The organism is Kitasatospora terrestris (genome assembly GCF_039542905.1).
Classification (GTDB): Bacteria; Actinomycetota; Actinomycetes; order Streptomycetales; family Streptomycetaceae; genus Kitasatospora; species Kitasatospora terrestris.
Map to the genome: position 1 here is coordinate 7,388,205 of NZ_BAABIS010000001.1, position 20,340 is coordinate 7,408,544.

Below are 20,340 nucleotides of genomic sequence, written 5' to 3' on the forward strand. Positions count from 1 at the left end.
GGAGATCAGTGGACATCGGACTCGTCCTCCAGGCCGACCCGCCCGCACGACTGCTCATCGACCGGATGAAACGGGCGGAGGCGGCCGGCTTCAGCCACGGCTGGACCTTCGACTCGGTGGTGCTCTGGCAGGAGCCCTTCGTCATCTACAGCCGGATCCTCGCCGAGACCACCCGGCTCACCGTCGGCCCCATGGTCACCAACCCCGCCACCCGCACCTGGGAGGTCACCGCCTCCCTGTTCGCGACCCTCAACGACATGTACGGCAACCGGACGGTCTGCGGCATCGGCCGCGGCGACTCCGCGCAGCGCGTGGCGGGCCGCAAGCCCGCCTCGCTGGACCGGCTCTCCCAGGCCATGCGCGCCGTCAAGGCGCTCGCCGAGGGGCGCAGCGTCGAGATCGACGGCACCGAGCTGCACATCCCCTGGGTGCAGCCGGGCGCCGAACTGCCGATCTGGATGGGCGCGTACGGCCCGAAGGCGCTCGCCCTGTGCGGCCGCGAGGCGGACGGGTTCATCCTGCAGCTCGCCGACCCGTACCTCACCGAGTGGATGGTGAAGGCCGTCCGGGCGGCCGCCGTCGAGGCCGGGCGCGACCCCGCCTCGGTCACCGTCTGCGTGGCCGCGCCGGCGTACGTCACCGCCGACGACTCGCCGGAGGCGATGGCGCACGCCCGCGAGCAGTGCCGCTGGTTCGGCGGCATGGTCGGCAACCACGTCGCCGACCTGGTCGCCCGCTACGGCGAGCATTCCGGCCTGGTGCCGGACGCCCTCACCGCCTACATCAAGGACCGGCAGGGCTACGACTACAGCCACCACGGCCGGGTCGACAACCCCGACACCGCGTTCGTCCCCGACGAGATCGTCGACCGCTTCTGCCTGATCGGCCCGGTGGAGACGCACCTGGAGCGGCTGGAGGAGCTGCGGGCCCTGGGCGTCGACCAGTTCGCGGTCTACGCGATGCACGACGCCGTCGAGTCCACCATCGACGCGTACGGCGCGAGCGTCGTCCCGGCGTTCCGCTGACCGGCCGCCCGGTCGGGTCCGTGCGCCACGGACCCGACCGGGGGTCACTCCGACCCGAGCGGCCCGTCCAGGATCCGCCCGTCCAGGATCCGCCCGTCCGTCGTGCCGACCAGCAGCCTTCCGCCACCCGGCGCGGCCAGCGACAGCGGCACCACCGGAAGGCCGTCGACCGTCAGCCGCCCGCGGTGGCGCACCGAGCCGTCGTGGCGGTCCAGGACCACCAACTCGCCGTCGGCGATGCCCGCGTACACGTGCTCCGGGTCGGCGGCGACGGCCAGGACGTGGCGGTCGGCGGTGAACACCCACGTCGCCTCGCCGTCGGGGAGCCGGCGGCGGACCACGAAGGCGTTGCCGGGCAGCAGTCCGGCCCCGTCGTGCACCGCTCCGGCGTGCACCAGCGCCGCCCCGCCGCCGTCCTCGTCGAGGTGGACGCCCGGCCCGCCGAACAGGTGGCCACGACGTGTCCGGTCCCACTCCAGGGGGAAGAGCAGGCGCATCCGCCGCCGCTCGGGATCCAGCGCGGCGACCTCCTTGCCCGCGACGCCGTGCCGCCCGCCGCCCACCAGGAACAGCAGCTCCGGGCAGTCGCGGACGTCGAACCAGTGGTTGAACAGGTCGTACCGGCCCACGCCGAGCGAGTCGAGCTCGGCGCCGGAGTCCGGCGCGAGCAGCCGCACCCGGGGGCTCTTCTCCCCGTGGTCGGAGTCCCGGGCCGCCAGGCGCCCGTCGCGGCTCGCGGCCAGCACCGCCGGAGCGGCCGGCTCCACGGCGGCCAGCGTCCGCCCGTCCTCCAGCGACAGCCGCTCCACCAGTGCCGGGCGCGCCCGCCATCCCTCGCCCGGGAGCCACCGGGCCCGGCGCGGGGTGGTCACCCACGCCGACCGGCGGTCGGGTGCCAGGAGCAGCTGGCGGCCGCCGTCCGGATCGGGCAGCGACCACTGCACCTCGCCCGACGGCAGTCGGCACTCGGCCCGCACTCCGTCCAGCACGGCGACGGTCCGGCCGTCCGGCAGGACCTCCACCGCCCAGACCTGGCGGCGCGGTGTCCATTCCTCGCCGTGCGCCGAACACAGCGCGGCGAGCAGCGCCTCGGCGGCCGGGCCCTCCTCGGGCCGGGCGCACGGCACCCGCGGACCGGTCTGCCGACCCGGCGGGACCATCCGCGGTCGGGCGGCGGTCCAGTCCTCGCACGCGATCGCGACCGCGTGGCCCACCCGGTGCGCGGCGTCGTCCTCGTAGTCGTCGTACGGCGCCAGCACGGCCTCCAGGACCCGCGCGTCGCGCCAGCGCACCGAGCGGACCTCCCGGCAGCCCTCCAGCAGCGGCACGCTCTCCCCGGTCGCCAGGTCGACCAGCAGCAGCTCGCCCTCGAAGGAGTAGCCGCCGTCGTAGCACCCGGTGCCGACGGCGGCGAGCGGGAGCTCGGGGTGGAGCGCGACCGCGTTGACCGGCCACCGGGAGTCGGCCAGGGCCCGGCAGCGCAGACCGACCAGGTCGAACACGCCGATCCGGTAGCGGCGCACCGCGCCGGCGTCGCGGCCCTGCCACTGGAGGGCGCCGAGACTGCCGCCGACCACGACCACGCCGTGGTCGTCGCTGCGCTCGGCCACGCTCGGCCGCCCGATCTGCGCGAACGGACGGTCACCGAGCACCCGGTCGACGGAGTACCGGGCCATCAGTCGGCCACCAGGCGGTCGGCGCCGAACGCGGTGGTGGTGCGGCCGCGTTCGCGCTGGCGGCGGACGACGTAGCGGCCCGGGGCGATGCCGGTGCCGCCGTGCTCGGGGTGGATCAGGTAGGCGACGGCGGTGGTCTCCAGCAGGCCGAGGGCGAGCCGCAGCGGGTCGCGGACGGAGGTGGTCCAGCGGCAGGTGCCGGGGTCGGCGACCAGGGTGTGCGGGTTGCCGCCGCCGGCGCCGCGCAGCAGCTCGACGCCGTCCGGTGGGACGTCCTGCCAGACGGTCCACGAGGTGTCGGTGACGGTGGGCACCAGGTGGTGCGGGACGACGATCAGGTCGCCCTGCGCCTGGAGCCCGTCCACCACCGGGACGGTCAGTTCCCGTTCCAGGTGGTCGAGGACGTCGAGGCCGGTGCGGGCGGTGAGCTGGGCCAGGGTCATGGTCATGGGGTTCACCTCTCGGTCGGGGTTCAGGTGCGGCGGACGAGCGTGGCGTACTGCGCCCCGCTCAGCCCGTACGACCAGCCGGCCGCCGCCAGCGCGTCGTCGAAGTGCGGTGGTACGGCCAGGCCGTAGCGTCTGCGCCGGCCGTCCGGCTCGGCGGAGCCGTTGACGGCGAGCAGCAGCCGGGCGGGCACCGGCGCCGCCTCCCGGGGGAGGTCGTACAGGCGCAGGCGGAAGCCCGGGTTGCCCGGGTCGGGGGCCTCGGCCAGCAGCCGCAGCCCGGCCAGCCCGATGTACGCGTCCCAGCCGAGCCGCTCGATCGCGCAGCGACGGACCTCGACGTTCGGTTCGGCGTGGATCAGTTCCACCGTCGGCCCGGTCACCACCCACTCCGGCACCGGCGTGCCGTGCACGACGTACAGCGCCGCGCCGTCCGCGAAGCGCACGGCCGGGCCGTCGGCCCGGTGCAGCCGCCGCTCGCCGTGGTGGGCGTGGGCGAGCGGCTCGGTGTGCACGGCGGCGGGCCGCTCGGCGAGCACGCAGTGGGTCGCGTCGGGCCACCACCAGCCGGTGCTGCGGGCGAGTTCGGCCCACGGGCCGAGCAGCCGGAGGTCGTCGGGGTCGAAGCGGGCCAGTCCGGCGCGGGCGAGGACGTCGTACGGGCCGACCCAGGCGGCGTCGTGCTGCCCGTACCAGGTCGTCCCGGAAGCCGCGGTGCCGAGCAGCGCGGTGCGCAGCGGCCCGCGGACCGCGTCGCCCAGCGTGCCGGACAGCGCTTCGCGCACCGCGACGTCGGCCAGTACGTCCGGGTCGACGCCGGCGGCGAGGGCGGCCCGCGGCGGCTGCGTCCGGGCCAGCTGCCGGGCCGGCGCCGGCGTGCCCCAGGTGGTGGCGGGCCGGCCGCGGACCCGGGCGTCCAGCCGCTCCCGCAGGGCGGACTGGAGTGCGGCGAGCCGGGAGGCGAGCGGCCAGTCGGCGGGGCGCAGCCGGGCGGTCTCGGCGAACCGCGGGGTGCGGGTGCCGGGCAGCAGCGGCCGGGCGGCGGCGGGGGAGTCCACCCAGGTGAACCGGGGTGGTGGCGTGCCGGCGAGGGCGTACAGCTCGCGGACGGCGGCTTCGGCACGCGGCCGGTCGGCGGGGGCGGCGGCCAGTCCGTGCCGCAGCCACTCCTCGCGCAGGGCGAGGGCGGTGGCGAGCCGGTCGGGCAGCGGGGTGCGGGGCGCCCGTCCTGCGGGCGTCCGGCCGGTCATCGGCGGGCGGCGGAGACCGCCTCTCGGTTCGTCATGGGCGGAAGCGTGGCAGGACGTCGACCGGGCGGGCAAGCGGATTTTACTTTCATGATCTTTTCCTGGCGGTCCGGATGCTGATATGACTGCTCGTCGGCTGTTCGGCCGATCATTCGAAAAGATCCACCTCGGGGGAACTCCGGCATGTCCGAAACCACGTCAGAAACCGTCGCCCAGAGCGTTCCAGAGCCCTCGTCGAAGGGTCTGAAGCTGCTCCTCGACTGGGGCCCGACGCTGCTGCTCAACATCCTCGCGCCCATCCTCACCTACAACGCGCTGACCGGCAGCGGCCACTCCGAGCCGACCGCGCTGCTGATCTCCTCCGCCTGGCCGGTCGTCGACCTGGGGCTGTACTTCGCCCTGCACCGCCGACTCGACGAGTTCGGCATCTTCACCCTGGTCACCATGGTGCTCGGCGCGGCCAGTGCGCTGGCGTACAACACCACCGAGCTGATCTTCCTCAAGGACTCGGCGCTCACCGCGCTGATCGGGCTCGGCTTCCTGGCCACCCTGTTCACGGCCCGCCCGGCGATGTTCTACTTCGGCCGCAAGTTCGCCTCCGGCGGCACCCCCGAGGGCGTCGCCCGCTGGAACGGCCTGTGGCAGTACGAGGGCTTCCGGCGCGGGCAGCGCCGGCTGACCGTGATCTGGGGCGTGGCGTTCCTGGTCGAGTCGGTGGTGAAGGCGGCCCTGACCTTCGTGCTGTCCACCGCCACCATGCTGACCGTCAGCAGCATCATGCCGTGGGCGTTCCTCGGCGGACTGATCTACTACACGATCGGCTACGGCCGCCGGGCCCGCGCCCGGATGCAGGCCGCCCTGCCCGACGCGGGGGCCTGAGCCGTACCATCCGGCAGTGACGGGGGAGGTGCGGGCGCGATGCGTGATCCGCTGGAGTGGCGGGGCGGGGACGGTCCGCTGGAGGACTGGCTCGGCGGGATCGAGGAGCAACTGGTCGGCCGGCCGGGCGCGTACGCGCTCTGGGGCCGCCGCACCGAGGAGCACGTCTACGGAGAGCTCCTCGGCAGCGGGCTGGGCCGGGCCGAGCTCGCCCGCCGGCTGGCCGGGCTCGGCGCGGACGGCGTGCACGTGCGCACCAGCGCCGGTCTGCGTCACGGCGAACCCCGGCTGGAGCTCGCCCCGCTCGGCGAGCCCTCCCGGCCGGACCGGGCCTTCGAGTTCGTGTCGCTCGACGGCGCCCCGGCCGGCCCCGTCCCGCTGTACGGCACGGTCCGCACCCCCACCGAGCTGGCCGCCTGGCTGGCGGCCTGGTCGCCGCTGCTGCCCGGCGGCCTGCCGGAGGCGGGCTGGTCGCCCCGGTCGTACACCGAGCCGATGGCGGTGGCCTTCCAGCACCGCCTCGACAGCTCGCAGCTGCTGCTCACCCCGCTCGCCCGGGCGGAGCGGGGCGGCAACGTGAGCATCCGGATGCTCCTCCAGGCCGCCCGCGCCGAGCTGGGACGGGACCTGCTGCTGCTCCGCTCGCCGCGGATGCTGGAGGAGCCCCGGCCGGGCAGCTACCGCGAGTTGCGGGAGTGGCTGGACCGGGTGGGAGCGCTCTGGGGCGCCGCGCCGCTGCCGGTGCCGGGCCTGCGGGAGGAAGCCGGACGGGTCGCGCACCGGCCCACCCTCACCATCAACAAGATCATCGACGGTGCGCCCGAGATGCTGGTCCACCGCCACGGGCTCCCGCTGCTCACCATCGGCGGGCCGGCCGCCGACCTCGGCGGCTGGGGCGCGCTGCTGCAGGAACCGGCGGTGCTGTCGGGCGCGGCGCTCGGCTCCCGCCGTGGGGTGACCCGCTGGCTGGAACAGGTCGAGCACGCACTCTGGGGCCGCCCGGCCGTCTGGACCGTCCGCGGCGAACCGGCCCCGCTCGACACCCCCGCCCTGGCCCACCGGCTCACCGGGCGGGGCGCCGGCGGCGACCTGCACCTCGACCGCGTGCACCGCGGCCGGCCCGGCCCCGATGCCGTCGCCCCCACCACCGCCGCCCTCGGCGGCACCGGCACCACCGGGGTCACCGGCCGCTGATGCCGGGCCCCGGCGGAGCCGGCTGCGGCCGGACGGCGACGCTGCCGTGAGGGCGACGCTGCCGTGAGGGCAACGCCGTTGGGACGGGGGACCCGGGCGGCGCTGCTCCGCTACGGCGGTGACGGCGGGCGGGCGATCGGTAGCAGGACCGGCAGGTCGCGGAGCCCGGGGGCCGGCGGCCAACGGGTGCCGCGTCCGGAGACCGCAGACCGGACTGCGCAGAGCGTCGGGCCGGGCGGCCGTCGGCGACGCCGGCTCAGGCCCCGCCCGTCCGGGCCGCGCCGCCCGGCGGCTGCCGCAGCAGCACCAGTCGCTCGTGCGGCGCAGGGGCCGCACCGGGCCCGGCCAGCACGATCACCGGGCCGGGGAAGCGGTCCAGCAGCCGGTCCAGCCCGTGCAGCGGGTCGGCGGCCAGCAGGATGCCCTTCACCGGCAGGCGCAGCAGCTGCTCGACGTCCAGCCGCCCCTGCGGGGTGGGCGGGATCCGGTAGCGGCGCAGCCCGTACGCCTCGGCGGCGGCGTCCAGCGGCCCGCCCGGTGGTTCGGTGACGGCGACGCGGTGCACGGCCGGCTCGAAGAGCTCGGCCAGGACGGTGCCCAGGGCGTGCGCCGGGCCGATGACGGGCGGCACGTCCTCGCGGACGGGCGCGGCCGGATCCAGGGTCATGGTCTCCTCCGCGGCGATCTTGCCGGTCCCGGTGGGGCGGGTCAACCGGCGCGACACGGACTGTCCAACCGTCCGATGGTCGTACCGCGGCGGCGCGCCGGAGCACGCGCCGAACGCGCCCGGGACGGATGCAGGGCGCGCGCCCGGTGTGCCGCGCCGCACATTGCCCGCAGCGGACGCCGGGTGACAGAGTGCCGAACATGGTCCACTCCGCCCCGCAGCAGTCCGCCGCCCTAGCCCCCGCCGCCGTCTTCGACTGGCTCGACGAGGCGGCCGACCTCCGGGCCGCCGCCGGACTCACCCGGACCCTGCGCAGCCGGCCCGCCGACGACCCGGTCCTCGACCTGGCGAGCAACGACTACCTCGGCCTGGTGCACCACCCCGCCGTCACCGGCGCCGCCGCCGAGGCCGCACTGCGCTGGGGCGGCGGCTCCACCGGCTCCCGCCTGGTCACCGGCACCACCGCCCTGCACACCGAACTCGAGGACGAGCTCGCCGCGTTCTGCGGCTTCGAGGCCGCCCTGGTCTTCTCCTCCGGGTACGCCGCCAACCTCGCCGCGCTCACCGCGCTCACCGACCCGGACACCGTGATCGTCTCCGACGCGTACAACCACGCCTCGCTGATCGACGGCTGCCGGCTCGCCCGCAGCGACGTCCGCCGCGCCCCGCACAGCGACCCCGAGGGCGTCCGGCGGATCCTCGCGGAGCGCACCCACCGGCGGGCCCTGGTGGTCAGCGACTCGGTGTTCTCGGTGGACGGCAACGCCGCGCCGCTGCGCGAACACTCGGCCGTGGCGCGCGAGTTCGGCGCCGCGCTGCTGGTCGACGACGCGCACGGGCTCGGCGTGCTCGGCCCCGGCGGCAGCGGCGCCCCCGCCGCCGGCGGCCTCGCGGGCGAGCCCGACACCGTCGCCACCGTGACCCTCTCCAAGTCCCTCGGCTCGCAGGGCGGGGCCGTCCTCGGGCCGCGCCGGGTGATCCGGCACCTGACCGAGACCGCGCGCACCTTCATCTTCGACACCGGACTCGCCCCCGCGGCGGTCGGCGCCGCCCTCGGCGCGCTGCGCCTGTTGCGCGCCGAGCCCGAACGCGCCGAGCGCGCCCGGTACGTCGCCCGCACCCTCGCCGACCGGCTGCGCGCCGAGGGCCTGCACGCCTCCGAGCCGGACGCCGCGGTGGTCTCCGTCCGCGCCCCGGGCCCGGAGGCCGCCGTCCGGTGGGCCGCCGACTGCCGCACCGCCGGCCTCGCCGTCGGCTGCTTCCGTCCCCCGTCCGTCCCCGACGGCATCTCCCGCCTGCGGCTCACGGCCCGCGCCGACCTGACGGACACCCAGATCGCCGAGGCGGTCCGGGTGATCGCCGCCACCGCGCCGTGACACCGCCCGGCCCGCGCTGCCCGCGCAGTGCGGGCAGGATCGTCTCGGCGACCCGGTAGGACTCCTCCAGCAGGGGGTAGCCGGACAGGATGAAGGTGTCGTCGCCCCGGCCGAGGACGGCCTGGCGCTGACCGCCCACACCGAGCGCACCATCACCGACCCGGCCGCGCTGCGCGCCGAACTCGCCCTGGTCCGCGAGCGCGGCTACGCCCTGAACGAGGGCGAGTCCGCGGTCGGGGTGCGCACCCTCGCGGTGCCGGTGCTGAACGCCAAGGGCGAGGCGCACGCCGCGCTCGCGCTGCGCTCCACGCCCGAGCTGCTCCCCGACGCGGCCCTGCCCCGGCAGCTGGCCCGCGCCCTGGCCTGCGCGAACGCCCTGGAGATCCTGCTGCTGCCCCCGGGGGAGCGGCGGGTCCCGAAGGGGGAGTGAGCCCTCGGCGCACCCCGTGCGGACCCCTCGGCCGCCCCCTTGCGGAACCCTTGCACCCGCCGTGAGGCGTACCGCATGGACATGCCGCCGTCCTAGCGTCCTCCCCGCCGAGCTGTCACCGGCCCCGCCGTTCTCCCCCATGGGCGACGGGTGTCCGTCCCCCTCAACCCCGGCTCGGCGGGAGGAATGTGATGACCCGCAAGACCGCCCTGGCGGCGGCCGTGGCCGCTGCCCTGACCCTGGGCACGGCGACCGTCGCGCTCAGCCAGTCCGCCGCCCTGGCCAGTCCCGCCTCGGCCCGGGCGATCCCCGGTTTCCAGGCCCTGTCCGCCGACGCCCGCGCGCAGGCGCTCTCTGCCGGCGACCGGGAGGCGTCGGCGACGGCCCGCGCGCTCGGCCTCGGCGGCGACGAGCAGCTGGTGGTGAAGGACGTCCTGGTGGACGCCGACGGCGCCCGCCACGTCCGCTACGACCGCACCTTCCGCGGCCTGCCGGTGGTCGGCGGCGACCTGGTGGTGCACCGCGCCGCGGACGGCCGGATCACCGGCTCGGACCAGGCACACAAGGGGGCGATCGTGCTCGCCTCCACCACGCCGAAGCAGGCGGCGAAGGACGCCTCCTCGGCCGCCGTCCGGCACGCCCGGCACGTGAAGAACGCCAAGGCGGACACCGCCGAGGGCCAGCTGGTGGTGTACGCGGTCGGCAAGGTGCCGGTGCTGGCGTACCGGACCACCGTGACCGGCGCCGGCGAGGCCGGCGGGGACACCCGGGAGGCCGTGATCACCGACGCCGCGCAAGGCACGCTGCTGGACAGCTACGAGCTGCACCAGGACGTCTCCGGCACCGGCAACGGCATCCACGACGGCCAGGTGTCGCTGGAGACCACCCAGTCGGGCAGCAGCTACACCCTCACCGACGCGCTGCACGGCAACACCGCGATCTACGACTCCAACAACAGCCCGCAGTCCAACCCGCGGCAGAACGCCCGGCTGTTCACCAAGACCAGCAACTCCTGGGGCAACGGCAGCAACTCCAACCGCGAGTCGGCGGGCGTGGACGCGGCCTTCGGCCTGGCGAAGACCTGGGACTACTACAAGAACACCTTCAACCGCAGCGGCATCCGCAACGACGGCCGCGGCGCGCCCGCGTACGTGCACGTCGACAACAACCTGCTGAACGCCTTCTACGACGACAGCTGCTTCTGCATGTCGTTCGGCGACGGCAGCTCGCAGAACGCCAACACCCCGCTGACCTCGCTCGACGTCGCGGGCCACGAGATGAGCCACGGCGTCACCGCCGCCACCGCGAACCTGAACTACTCCGGCGAGTCCGGCGGCCTCAACGAGGCGACCTCCGACATCTTCGGCACCATGGTGGAGTTCTACGCCGCGAACGCCAACGACCCGGGCGACTACTACATCGGCGAGAAGCTCAACATGTCCAGCGGCTACTTCCGCCGGATGGACAACCCCGCGGCCGACGGCAGCAGCCTCGGCTGCTGGAACTCCAGCGCCGGCTCGGTGGACGTGCACTACTCCTCCGGCATCGGCAACCACTTCTTCTACCTGGCGTCCGAGGGCACCGGGGCGAAGACCATCGGCGGCCGCTCGCACAACGGCACCACCTGCAACAACGACACCTTCGCCGGCATCGGCAAGGACAAGGCCGCCGCCGTCTGGTACCGCGCGCTGAGCGCCTACATGACCTCCACCACCAACTACTCCGGCGCCCGCACGGCGACCCTGCAGGCGGCCGCCGACCTGTACGGCACCAACTCCCAGGAGCGGTACCTGGTCTCCAAGGCGTGGGCGGCCGTCAGCGTCGGCACCGCCCTGCCCGACCCGGGCAACGGCAACCCGTCCCCGAGCCCCACCTCCAGCCCGACGGGCCCGGGCGGGAACGCCCTGGTCAACGGCGGCTTCGAGCAGGGCACCACCGGCTGGACGCAGAGCGCCGAGGACATCACCAACTCCACCCAGCAGGCCGCGCACGGCGGCTCCTGGTACGCCTGGATGATGGGCTACGGCAGCGCCGCCACCGAGTCGGTGTCCCAGGCGAACGTCGCGGTGCCCGCCGCCGGCAGCCCGAAGCTCACCTTCTGGCTGAAGGTCACCACCGCGGAGAGCGGCGCGACCGCGTACGACACGCTCAAGGTGAAGGTCAACGGCGCTACCCTGGCGACGTACTCCAACGCCAACGCGAGTGCCTCGTACGTGCAGCGCACCGTCGACCTGAGCGTCTACAAGGGCCAGAACGTGACGGTGGAGTTCGCCGGGCAGGAGGACGCGTACCTCGCCACCACCTTCCTGGTGGACGACGTCGCGCTGGGCTGAGCCCCGCTCCCCGGGAGTGCTCGGTGGTCTGAACCACTCGGTACCGCCGAGTACTCTCGCGCCCGGGCGCCGGAGGCGGCACACTGGCCGCCATGACCAGCGCCCCCCAGGGCCCCGGCCGCGTCGCCCCACCGGGCGGCGGGCCGGTCCGTGCCCAACTCGTCGACCGGACCGACCTGCTGAACCGGATCCGGTCGGCCCTCGACGGTCAGGGCAGCGTGCTGCTGCACGGCCCGGCGGGCATCGGCAAGACGGCGCTGCTCGACACGCTGGGGAGCGAAGCCGGATCCGCGGGGGAGGCGGTCCTGCGCAGCAGCCCGACCGCCGCCGAAGCCGGACTGCCGCACCTGGCCCTGATCGACCTCCTCGGCGAGGCCCTCCCCGGCCTCGCCGAGGAGCTTCCCGCCCACCTGCGGCACGCCCTGGAGCGGGCCCTGCTGCACAGCGCACCCGAACCCGGCACCGCCACCGACCCGTTGGCGGTCCGGGTCGCCGTGCTGGAGGCCCTGCGCCGGCTCGCCGACCGCGGCCCGGTGCTCGTCCTGCTGGACGACACCCAGTGGCTCGACCAGGCCAGCCGCCAGGTGATCGCCTTCGCCGCCCGCCGGCTCGCCGGCCGCCCGATCCGCTTCGCCGTCACCGAGCGCACCGAACGCGCCGACAGCGAACCGCGGATGACCGAACTCTGCCCCGGACCGGTCACCGAGATACCCGTCGGCCCGCTCGGCGAACTCGCCGTCGGCACCCTGCTGCAGGAGCGCCTGGGCCTGCGCCTGTCCGGCCTGACACTGACCCGGATCCACGCCGCCAGCGCCGGAAACCCCTACTTCGCACTGGAGTTGGGGCGTGCGCTCGGCACCCCCGGCGCCGAGGCCGCGCTCGCCACCGACCCCGGACGGCCGCTCAGCGTCCCGCAGCGGCTGCGCGAACTGATGGCCGAACGCCTCACCGCGCTGCCCGCCGACGCCCGGCAGGCCCTCACCGTGCTCGCCGCCGCCCGCACCGGCACCGGACTGCCCGCCGACACCGCCGCCCCGCTCACCGTCGCCGTCGAGCACGGCGTCCTGGTCCACGGGCCCGGCGGCGCCCTCCAGTTCAGCCACCCACTGCTCGCCGAACTGGTCGCCGCCGACACCCCGGCACCCGCCCGCCGCGCCGCCCACCGGCTGCTCGCCGACCGCACCGCCGACCCCGTCGAACGCGCCCGCCACCGCGCCCTCGCCGCCGCCGAACCCGACCCGGCGCTCGCCGCCGAACTCGACGCGGCCGCCGCCACCGCCCTCACCCGCGGCGCCCCCGCCACCGCCGCCGAACTCCTGCGCCTCGCCGCCGACCTCACCCCCGACGACCCCGACGCCGCCACCCGCCGGCTGCTCGCCGCCGCCCGCAACGCCGCCACCGCCGGCCTGCCCGACCTCGCCCGCGCCTGCGGCGAACGCCTCGCGGACGCCCCCGCCGCCGACGTCCGGGTGCACGCCGCGCTGCTGCTCGCCCGACTGCTGGGCCCCGACCACCCCGGGGCCGACCCGCTGCTCGCCACTGCCGCCGACGACGCGCACGGCACCCCCGCGCTGAGCGCCGCCGTCCACCAGGAGCGGGCCGTCCGCGCCCTGCACCGCGCCGACCACACCGCCGGCTTCGTCGAACTCGCCGCCGCCGAACACGACGCCGCCGCCGCCGGCGACACCGACCTGCTCGTCGAACTCCTCGCCGTCCGCGCCCCGATCGAACTCGTCACCGACCCCGCCCACGGCCTCGCCCTGCTCGAACGCGGCCGCAGCCTCTCCGAGGGCCGCCCGCTCACCGCCGCCGGCGTCTTCGTCCGCCAGGGCCTGGCCGTCGCCCACCTGCGCACCGGCGCCGTCGACCGCGCCCTCGCCGAGGTCGAGGCACTGCGCACCGAGGTCGAACGGGCCGGCCGCACCGAGGACCTGTGCAACGTCCACTACATCGCCGCCTCGGTCTACGAGCGGGCCGGCCGCTGCACCGAGTCCTACGCCGCCGGGCGGGCCGCGTACGAGCTGCGCGAGCGCATCGAACCCAACCCCGGACCGGCCCGCGTCCTCGGCGGCGCCGCCGAGCTCGCCGGCGGAAGCGCCGAACGCGCCGCCGACCTGCTCGACTCCGCGATCCGCGCCGCCGAGAGCGACCGCGACCGCGAATGGCTCGCCTACGCGCACGGCCTGCGCGGCCGGGTCGACCTGCTCACCGGCACCCCCGAAGCCGCCGCCGGGCACTTCCTGGAGGCGAGACGGCTGCTGCGCCGGCTCCAGTTCACCGACCCCTCGCTCTTCCTGCTCGACGCCGACCTGGCCGAGGCCCTCGCCCTCGCCGGCCGGCCCGGCGAGGCCGCCGACGCCCTCGCCGACGCCTCCGTCCGGGTCGACCGGCTCGGCCGCGAGGTCGTCCGGCTCGGCCTGCACCGCGCCGAGGCCGTCCTCGCCGCCGCCACCGGCGACCCGCGCACCGCCGCCGACACCCTCCGCGAGCGGATCCCCGCCGAGCACCCCTACCCGCTCGAACTGGCCCGCGCCCACCTCGTGCTCGGCCAGCTGGAGCGCCGCGCCCGCCGCCGCGCCGCCGCGCGGACCGCCCTGTGCGAGGCCGCCGCCCGCTACGCCCGGGCGGGCTGCACCCCGTGGCTGCGGCACACCGAGGCCGCCCTCGCCGACCTCGACCCCGCCGCCGCCGACCCCACGCCGCTCCAGACCCACCTGGTCAAGCTCGTCCGCGAGGGCGCCACCAACCGCGAGATCGCCGCCGCCCTGCACCTCTCGGTCAAGGCCGTCGAGGCCAACCTGACCCGCCTCTACCGCCGCCACAACGTCCGCACCCGCGCCGAACTCGCCCAACTCGACGACCACTGACCCGCCACCGGCCCCGGGCGGTCAGACGAGGCTGTGCCGCACGAGCAGGACCTCGGCGCCGATCGGGCGGTAGCCCGCGGAGCGGAAGGCGCGGACGCTGCGGGCGTTGCCCGGGGCCTGCTGGGCCCAGACGACGTCGCCGGTCGGGACGAGGTGGCGGGCGGCCAGGGCGAGGGCGCGGCCGAGGCCGGCGTGGCGGGCGTCGGGCTCGACCTCGATCGCGGCCTCCCAGCGGCCGGCGACGCCGCGGCCGAGGGCGAGCACCCCGCCGTCGGCGGTCCAGGCGCGGACGTCGTCGCGGTACTTGAGCGCCCGGACGACCCGGGGGTGCTCCCGGTCGGTGATCTCGGTGAGCGGCAGCGCGGGTGCGCCGGGCAGCCGGTCGGCGACGGTGAGCATGTCGATGTTGCCGAGGTTGCGTCCGGTGCGTTCGGCGAGCGCGATCTGGACGTACGGGGAGAGCGGCGCGGCGAACGGGTCGATCGGTGCCTCGGCGATGATCCGCCGGATCCAGGCGGGGTCCTCGTCGCAGAAGACCACGGCGTGCGCGGTCAGCGAGAGGATCCCGGCCTCCCGGTCGGAGGGTTGCGGGACGACGGTCACCGAGCCGTCGGGCGTGGGGAAGCGGCCGGCCGCCGCCTCGAACAAGATCTTTTCGAACATGTTCAATATCATACGTCCGCAAGATGGGAGAGCAGGACCGTCCGGAACTCCGCGGCGGCCCGGCTGAGCGGCACCTCCCGCCCGTGCGCCACCGAGACGGTGCGGCCCAGTCCGGCGCCCGCGAAGGGCGCCACCGCGAGGCCGGAGCGGGCGGCGACCATCCCCGGCAGGACGGCCGGCCCGATCCCGGCCCGGACGGAGGCGAGCACCGCGTCCATCTCCCCGCCCTCGACCGCGTACCTCGGCTCGAACCCGGCCGCCCGGCACGCGGCGAGCGTCGCCTCGCGCAGGTCGTAGCCCTCGCGGAACATCACCAGCGGCCGCTCGCGCAGGTCCTCGATCCGGGCCCGGCGCCGGGGCAGCGGCTCGGCCGAGACCAGCACCAGCTCCTCGTGCAGCACCGGTGTGACCTGCAGCCCGGCCGGGGCGTCCGCGTCCCGCGGGGTGATCACCAGGGCGAGGTCCAGCTCGCCGGCCTCCAGGCTGCGCACCAGGTCCCGGGAGCCGTCCTCGCGGAGCAGCAGGTCCACCCCGGGGTGGCGGGCGCGGAAGGCGCGCAGCACGTCCGGCACCAGGCTGACGCACAGGCTGGGCGTCGCCCCGAACCGCACCCGGCCGCGCCGCAGCTGCACGGTCTCCTGCACGGCGAGCCGGGCCGACTCGGTGTCGGCGATGATCCGGCGGGCCAGCGGCAGCAGGGCCTCGCCCGCGTCGGTGAGCTCGGCCCCGGCCCGCGCGCGGTGGAACAGCTCGGCGCCGAGCTCCCGTTCGAGCTGCCGGATCTGCTGGGAGAGCGAGGGCTGCGAGACGTGGGTCAGTTCGGCGGCGCGGGTGAAGTGCCGGGCGTCGGCGACGGCCAGGAAGTACCGGAGCTGTTGTAGCTGCACACCTCCCACCATAGGTGCTGCCTATCGAAAGCCCGGGATCCATGTCTTGGACGCGCCCGGGTGCCGCTGCCTAGCGTTGCGACCATGGCACTCCCCACCCGGACGGCCCCGCACCCGTCCACCCTGGTGACCCTCTGGCGCTCCTCCGTCGGCAAGAAGGCGGTCATGGCGGTCAGCGGGCTGCTGATGCTGCTGTACCTGGTCGCCCACATGCTGGGCAACCTCAAGGTCTTCTTCGGCCCGCGGGACATCGACGGCTACGCGCACTGGCTGCGCACCCTGGGCGAGCCCGTCCTGCACTACGGCTGGTTCCTCTGGCTGGCCCGGTTCGTCCTGCTGGCGGCGGTGCTCGCGCACGGCACCGCCGCGTACCAGCTCAGCAGGCGCGACCGGCGGGCCCGCCCGCAGCAGTACGTCCACCGGCGGCAGCGGCCGAGCTACGCGACCCGGACGATGCGCTGGGGCGGGGTGATCCTCGGCCTGTTCATCGTCTGGCACATCCTCGACCTGACCACGCTGACCGTGAACCCGGCCGCCGAGGAGGGCCACCCGTACCGGAACGTCGTGGCGTCCTTCTCCACCTGGTACGGCGGCGGGATCTACGTCGTCGCGATGCTGGCGCTGGGCCTGCACATCCGGCACGGCTTCTGGAGCGCGGCGCAGACCCTGGGTGCCAACAACCCGCGCCGCGACCGGGCGTTGAAGGCCGTCGCCAATGCCACCGCCCTGCTGCTGACCGCCGGGTTCCTGTCCGTCCCCGTCGCCGTGATGACCGGAGTGGTCCGATGAGCTCCTACCTCGACTACACCGTCGGCGCGCCGATCGCCGACACCGCCGCGCCCGCCGGGCCGATCGAACAGCGTTGGGACACCCGGCGGTTCGAGGCCAAGCTGGTCAACCCGGCCAACCGCCGCCGGCACACGGTGATCGTGGTCGGCACCGGCCTGGCCGGCGGCGCGGCCGGCGCCACCCTCGCCGAACAGGGCTACCGCGTCGTGCAGTTCTGCTTCCAGGACTCCCCGCGCCGCGCCCACTCGATCGCCGCCCAGGGCGGCATCAACGCGGCCAAGAACTACCGCAACGACGGCGACTCGATCCGCCGGCTGTTCTACGACACCGTCAAGGGCGGCGACTTCCGCGCCCGCGAGTCCAACGTGCACCGCCTCGCCCAGGTCTCGGTGGAGATCATCGACCAGTGCGTCGCCCAGGGCGTGCCGTTCGCCCGCGAGTACGGCGGGCTGCTCGACACCCGCTCCTTCGGCGGCGTCCAGGTCTCCCGCACCTTCTACGCCCGCGGCCAGACTGGCCAGCAGCTGCTGCTCGGCGCCTACCAGGCGCTCTCCCGGCAGATCGCCGCCGGGAACGTCGAGATGCACGCCCGCACCGAGATGCTCGACCTCCTCGTGGTGGACGGCCGGGCCCGCGGCATCCTCGCCCGCGACCTGGTCACCGGCGAGCTCACCACCCACCTCGCGGACGCGGTGGTGCTGGCCACCGGCGGCTACGGCAACGTCTTCCACCTCTCCACCAACGCCAAGAACTCCAACGCCACCGCGGTCTGGCGGGCCCACCGGCGCGGCGCGTACTTCGCCAACCCCTGCTTCACCCAGATCCACCCGACCTGCATCCCGCGCTCCGGCGACCACCAGTCCAAGCTCACCCTGATGAGCGAGTCGCTGCGCAACGACGGCCGGATCTGGGTGCCCAGGGCGAAGGGCGACACCCGCCCGCCGGGCGAGATCCCCGAGGACGAGCGCGACTACTACCTGGAGCGGATCTACCCGGCCTTCGGCAACCTGGTGCCCCGCGACATCGCCTCCCGCGCCGCCAAGAACGTCTGCGACGAGGGCCGCGGCGTCGGCCCCGGCGGACAGGGCGTGTACCTGGACTTCGCCGACGCCATCGCCCGGATGGGCCGGGCCGCGGTGGAGGCCAAGTACGGCAACCTCTTCGAGATGTACCAGCGGATCACCGCCGAGGACCCGTACACCGTGCCGATGCGGATCTACCCGGCGATCCACTACACCATGGGCGGCCTGTGGGTGGACTACGACCTGCAGACCACGGTCCCGGGCCTGTTCGCGATCGGCGAGGCCAACTTCTCCGACCACGGCGCCAACCGGCTCGGCGCCAGCGCCCTGATGCAGGGCCTGGCCGACGGCTACTTCGTGCTGCCGCCCACCCTCAACCACTACCTGGGCGCCACCCGGCTCGACCCCGTCCCCGCCGACCACCCGGAGATCGCCGAGGTCACCGCGGACGCCGCGGACCGGCTGAACCTGATCCTCGCCGTGGACGGCGACCGCACCCCCGACTCCTTCCACCGCGAACTCGGCGACCTGCTCTGGGACGAGTGCGGGATGGCCCGCGACGACGCCGGCCTGCGCCGCGCGCTCGCCGCGATCCCGGAGCTGCGCGCCGAGTTCTGGCGCCGGATCAAGGTGCCCGGCACCGGCGAGGAGCTCAACCAGGCGCTGGAGAAGGCCAACCGGCTGGTCGACTACTTCGACCTGGCCGAGCTGATGTGCCTGGACGCGCTGCACCGCACCGAGTCCTGCGGCGGCCACTTCCGGGCCGAGTCCGCCACGCCGGAGGGCGAAGCCGCCCGCCGGGACGGCGAGTTCTCCTACGTCGCCGCCTGGGAGCACACCGGCGGCGCGCCCGTCCTGCACCGCGAAGAGCTGGTCTTCGAACACGTCCACCCCACCCAGCGGAGCTACGCGTGAACCTCACCCTGCGGATCTGGCGCCAGGCGGGGCCCGACGCCCCCGGCGCGATGACCGAGTACCGCGTCAGCGGGATCAGCCCGGACATGTCCTTCCTGGAGATGCTCGACACCCTCAACGAGGAGCTGATCCTGCGCGGCGAGCAGCCCGTCGCCTTCGACCACGACTGCCGCGAGGGCATCTGCGGCGCCTGCGGCATGGTCATCAACGGCCGCGCCCACGGCCCCGAGCGCACCACCACCTGCCAGCTGCACATGCGGCACTTCGAGGACGGCGACACCATCGACGTCGAGCCCTGGCGGGCCGGCGCCTTCCCGGTGGTCAAGGACCTGGTGGTCGACCGCACCGCGCTGGACCGGATCATCGGCTCCGGCGGGTACATCACCGCGCCCACCGGCTCCGCCCCCGAGGCGCACGCCACGCCCGTCCCCAGGGACACCGCCGAGCTGGCCTTCGAGCACGCCGAGTGCATCGGCTGCGGCGCCTGCGTGGCCGCCTGCCCGAACGGCTCGGCGATGCTCTTCACCGCCGCCAAGGTGGTCCACCTGAACGTGCTGCCGCAGGGCGCGCCGGAACGCGGCAGCCGGGTGCGGTCCATGGTGGAGACCATGGACGCCGAGGGCTTCGGCGGCTGCACCAACACCGGCGAGTGCGCCACCGCCTGCCCCAAGGGCATCCCGCTGACCGGCATCTCACGCCTCAATCAGGAGTACCTGCGCAGCCTGCGCCGCCCTTAGGCTCGGCGGGACCCGCTTCCGCACCGACCGAAGGACCCCGCCGTGCAGCCGATCACCGACCGTCCGGTCCGCTGGGGCATCCTCGCCACCGGCGGGATCGCCGCCGCCTTCACCGAGGACCTCGCCGCCGTACCCGACGCCCGGGTGGTCGCCGTCGCCTCCCGCTCCGAGGCGTCCGCCCGCGCCTTCGCCGGCCGCCACGGCATACCCCGGGCGTACGGCAGCCGCGCGGAGCTGGCCGCCGACCCCGAGGTCGACGTGGTGTACGTGGCGACCCCGCACAGCGACCACCACGCCTCGACCGCGCTGATGCTGGACGCGGGGAAGGCGGTGCTCTGCGAGAAGCCGTTCACGCTCAACGCCGGGCAGGCCGCCGAGCTGGTCTCGCTCGCCCGCAAGCGGGACGTCCTCCTGATGGAGGCGATGTGGACCTACCTCGACCCGGCGGTCCGCCGGATCACCGAGCTGGTCGCCGACGGCGCGATCGGTGAGGTCCGGTCCGTCCAGGCCGAGTTCGGCTTCCCCGGCCCGGCCGACCCCGGCCACCGGCTGTGGGACCCGGCGGTCGGCGGCGGCGCCCTGCTCGACCTCGGCGTCTACCCGGTGGCCTTCGCCCAACTGCTGCTCGGCGAGCCGGAGTCCGTCCAGGCCTGGGCCCGCCTCACCGAGCGCGGCGTGGACGCCAACACCGCCGTCGTGCTCGGCCACCCGGGCGGCGCCACCGCACTGCTCTCCTGCTCGCTCGACGCCCACTGCGGCCAGCGCGCCTCCGTCCAGGGCACCGAGGGCCGGATCGAACTCGACCGAGACTTCTTCCACCCCGCCGGCTTCACCCTGCACCGCGCCGGCCGCGAGCCCGAGCCGTACGTCGCCCCCGCCCGCACCGGCCACGGCTACGGCCTGGAGGCCGCCGAGGTGATCCGCTGCCTGCGGGCCGGCGAGAGCGAGTCCCCGCTCGTCCCGCTCGACACCACCCTCGCCGTGATGCGCACCCTGGACGCCGTCCGCGACCGGATCGGAGTCCGCTACCCCGGCGAGTGATTCCGGGCGAGGGGCCCGGGGGAGCGATCCCGGGGCGCGCGAGCGGCGCCCCGCGCCGGCACCCGGCCGGTCCGACCCCGACACCCGGCCGGTCCGAGCCCGACACCCCCTCCGAGCAGGTGGAATCGTGCTGCTCCGCGGGCATA

At 75.3% G+C, this 20,340-nt stretch carries 17 protein-coding genes; 11 read left to right on the top strand and 6 right to left on the bottom strand.

The genetic code is table 11. The features are described 5' to 3' along the window. Positions 1-8 precede the first annotated feature (8 nt). Entirely contained in the window at positions 9-1,025 is a 1,017-nt protein-coding gene (locus tag ABEB06_RS33830; RefSeq protein WP_345700735.1) for a TIGR03842 family LLM class F420-dependent oxidoreductase, read from the top strand. A 44-nt stretch (positions 1,026-1,069) separates the two neighbouring features. Here ABEB06_RS33830 and ABEB06_RS33835 read toward each other — a convergent pair whose 3' ends face one another. The 3 genes from ABEB06_RS33835 to ABEB06_RS33845 are packed head-to-tail and all read right to left on the bottom strand — an operon-like array spanning position 1,070 to position 4,397. Then, on the bottom strand, positions 1,070-2,701 hold the full coding sequence (locus ABEB06_RS33835) for a PQQ-binding-like beta-propeller repeat protein (protein WP_345700736.1): 1,632 nt from the start codon (positions 2,699-2,701) through the stop codon (positions 1,070-1,072). Beyond that, the gene (locus tag ABEB06_RS33840) at positions 2,701-3,150 is read right to left on the bottom strand and encodes a hypothetical protein (RefSeq protein ID WP_345700737.1); all 450 of its coding nucleotides are present in this window, start codon (positions 3,148-3,150) and stop codon (positions 2,701-2,703) included. Before ABEB06_RS33840 ends, ABEB06_RS33835 begins: the two co-directional genes overlap by 1 nt. Before the next feature lie 23 nt (positions 3,151-3,173). Continuing rightward, positions 3,174-4,397 carry a DUF6745 domain-containing protein gene (locus ABEB06_RS33845; protein ID WP_345700738.1) on the bottom strand — a complete coding sequence of 408 codons (1,224 nt, stop codon included), beginning with the start codon at positions 4,395-4,397 and terminating at the stop codon, positions 3,174-3,176. Positions 4,398-4,577: 180 nt separating this feature from the next. Between ABEB06_RS33845 and ABEB06_RS33850 the strand changes: the two genes are divergently transcribed. Both ABEB06_RS33850 and ABEB06_RS33855 read left to right on the top strand, forming a co-directional pair. After that, a complete protein-coding gene (locus tag ABEB06_RS33850; protein ID WP_345700739.1) occupies positions 4,578-5,273 on the top strand; it encodes a VC0807 family protein in 696 nt (231 codons plus the stop codon). A 39-nt stretch (positions 5,274-5,312) separates the two neighbouring features. Beyond that, a complete protein-coding gene (locus ABEB06_RS33855; RefSeq protein WP_345700740.1) occupies positions 5,313-6,467 on the top strand; it encodes a hypothetical protein in 1,155 nt (384 codons plus the stop codon). Between the two features lie 256 nt (positions 6,468-6,723). Here the strand turns inward: ABEB06_RS33855 and ABEB06_RS33860 are convergent, their stop codons facing one another. After that, positions 6,724-7,191, bottom strand: coding sequence for a hypothetical protein (locus ABEB06_RS33860; protein ID WP_345700741.1), 468 nt, complete (start codon positions 7,189-7,191; stop codon positions 6,724-6,726). A 143-nt stretch (positions 7,192-7,334) separates the two neighbouring features. On the opposite strand from ABEB06_RS33860, the gene ABEB06_RS33865 reads away from it, so the two are divergent. The 4 genes from ABEB06_RS33865 to ABEB06_RS33885 all read left to right on the top strand — a co-directional run bounded on the left by ABEB06_RS33865 (position 7,335) and on the right by ABEB06_RS33885 (position 14,140). Continuing rightward, complete coding sequence (locus ABEB06_RS33865) at positions 7,335-8,510, top strand: 8-amino-7-oxononanoate synthase (protein WP_345700742.1); 1,176 nt, start codon at positions 7,335-7,337, stop codon at positions 8,508-8,510. Between the two features lie 169 nt (positions 8,511-8,679). Then, positions 8,680-8,940: an IclR family transcriptional regulator domain-containing protein gene (locus ABEB06_RS33875; protein WP_425559826.1), complete on the top strand. Its 261-nt coding sequence runs from the start codon at positions 8,680-8,682 to the stop codon at positions 8,938-8,940. A 191-nt stretch (positions 8,941-9,131) separates the two neighbouring features. Then, positions 9,132-11,273 carry a M4 family metallopeptidase gene (locus tag ABEB06_RS33880; RefSeq protein WP_345700743.1) on the top strand — a complete coding sequence of 714 codons (2,142 nt, stop codon included), beginning with the start codon at positions 9,132-9,134 and terminating at the stop codon, positions 11,271-11,273. A gap of 92 nt (positions 11,274-11,365) precedes the next feature. Further along, entirely contained in the window at positions 11,366-14,140 is a 2,775-nt protein-coding gene (locus ABEB06_RS33885; protein WP_345700744.1) for an ATP-binding protein, read from the top strand. A 21-nt stretch (positions 14,141-14,161) separates the two neighbouring features. Here the strand turns inward: ABEB06_RS33885 and ABEB06_RS33890 are convergent, their stop codons facing one another. Both ABEB06_RS33890 and ABEB06_RS33895 read right to left on the bottom strand, forming a co-directional pair. Continuing rightward, positions 14,162-14,803: a GNAT family protein gene (locus ABEB06_RS33890; protein ID WP_345700745.1), complete on the bottom strand. Its 642-nt coding sequence runs from the start codon at positions 14,801-14,803 to the stop codon at positions 14,162-14,164. 8 nt (positions 14,804-14,811) lie between these two features. Further along, a complete protein-coding gene (locus ABEB06_RS33895; protein WP_345700746.1) occupies positions 14,812-15,690 on the bottom strand; it encodes a LysR family transcriptional regulator in 879 nt (292 codons plus the stop codon). Between the two features lie 84 nt (positions 15,691-15,774). Between ABEB06_RS33895 and ABEB06_RS33900 the strand changes: the two genes are divergently transcribed. From ABEB06_RS33900 to ABEB06_RS33915, 4 genes are read left to right on the top strand one after another with little or no spacing between them, the layout of a single operon-like run. After that, a complete protein-coding gene (locus ABEB06_RS33900) occupies positions 15,775-16,479 on the top strand; it encodes a succinate dehydrogenase cytochrome b subunit (protein ID WP_345700747.1) in 705 nt (234 codons plus the stop codon). Then, a complete protein-coding gene (locus ABEB06_RS33905) occupies positions 16,476-18,416 on the top strand; it encodes a fumarate reductase/succinate dehydrogenase flavoprotein subunit (protein WP_345700748.1) in 1,941 nt (646 codons plus the stop codon). The genes ABEB06_RS33900 and ABEB06_RS33905 overlap by 4 nt, the downstream gene beginning before the upstream one ends. After that, positions 18,413-19,153: a succinate dehydrogenase/fumarate reductase iron-sulfur subunit gene (locus ABEB06_RS33910; protein WP_345700749.1), complete on the top strand. Its 741-nt coding sequence runs from the start codon at positions 18,413-18,415 to the stop codon at positions 19,151-19,153. The genes ABEB06_RS33905 and ABEB06_RS33910 overlap by 4 nt, the downstream gene beginning before the upstream one ends. A gap of 42 nt (positions 19,154-19,195) precedes the next feature. Then, the gene (locus tag ABEB06_RS33915) at positions 19,196-20,194 is read left to right on the top strand and encodes a Gfo/Idh/MocA family protein (RefSeq protein WP_345700750.1); all 999 of its coding nucleotides are present in this window, start codon (positions 19,196-19,198) and stop codon (positions 20,192-20,194) included. Positions 20,195-20,340: the final 146 nt, after the last annotated feature.

Excerpts from the sequence above, each read along its gene's own strand:
- ABEB06_RS33835 (WP_345700736.1), bottom strand. The coding sequence starts at position 2,701 with ATGGCCCGGTACTCCGTCGACCGGGTGCTCGGTGACCGTCCGTTCGCG.
- ABEB06_RS33840 (WP_345700737.1), bottom strand. The coding sequence starts at position 3,150 with ATGACCATGACCCTGGCCCAGCTCACCGCCCGCACCGGCCTCGACGTC.
- ABEB06_RS33845 (WP_345700738.1), bottom strand. The coding sequence starts at position 4,397 with ATGACCGGCCGGACGCCCGCAGGACGGGCGCCCCGCACCCCGCTGCCC.
- ABEB06_RS33850 (WP_345700739.1), top strand. The coding sequence starts at position 4,578 with ATGTCCGAAACCACGTCAGAAACCGTCGCCCAGAGCGTTCCAGAGCCC.
- ABEB06_RS33855 (WP_345700740.1), top strand. The coding sequence starts at position 5,313 with ATGCGTGATCCGCTGGAGTGGCGGGGCGGGGACGGTCCGCTGGAGGAC.
- ABEB06_RS33865 (WP_345700742.1), top strand. The coding sequence starts at position 7,335 with ATGGTCCACTCCGCCCCGCAGCAGTCCGCCGCCCTAGCCCCCGCCGCC.
- ABEB06_RS33880 (WP_345700743.1), top strand. The coding sequence starts at position 9,132 with ATGACCCGCAAGACCGCCCTGGCGGCGGCCGTGGCCGCTGCCCTGACC.
- ABEB06_RS33885 (WP_345700744.1), top strand. The coding sequence starts at position 11,366 with ATGACCAGCGCCCCCCAGGGCCCCGGCCGCGTCGCCCCACCGGGCGGC.
- ABEB06_RS33890 (WP_345700745.1), bottom strand. The coding sequence starts at position 14,803 with ATGTTCGAAAAGATCTTGTTCGAGGCGGCGGCCGGCCGCTTCCCCACG.
- ABEB06_RS33900 (WP_345700747.1), top strand. The coding sequence starts at position 15,775 with ATGGCACTCCCCACCCGGACGGCCCCGCACCCGTCCACCCTGGTGACC.
- ABEB06_RS33905 (WP_345700748.1), top strand. The coding sequence starts at position 16,476 with ATGAGCTCCTACCTCGACTACACCGTCGGCGCGCCGATCGCCGACACC.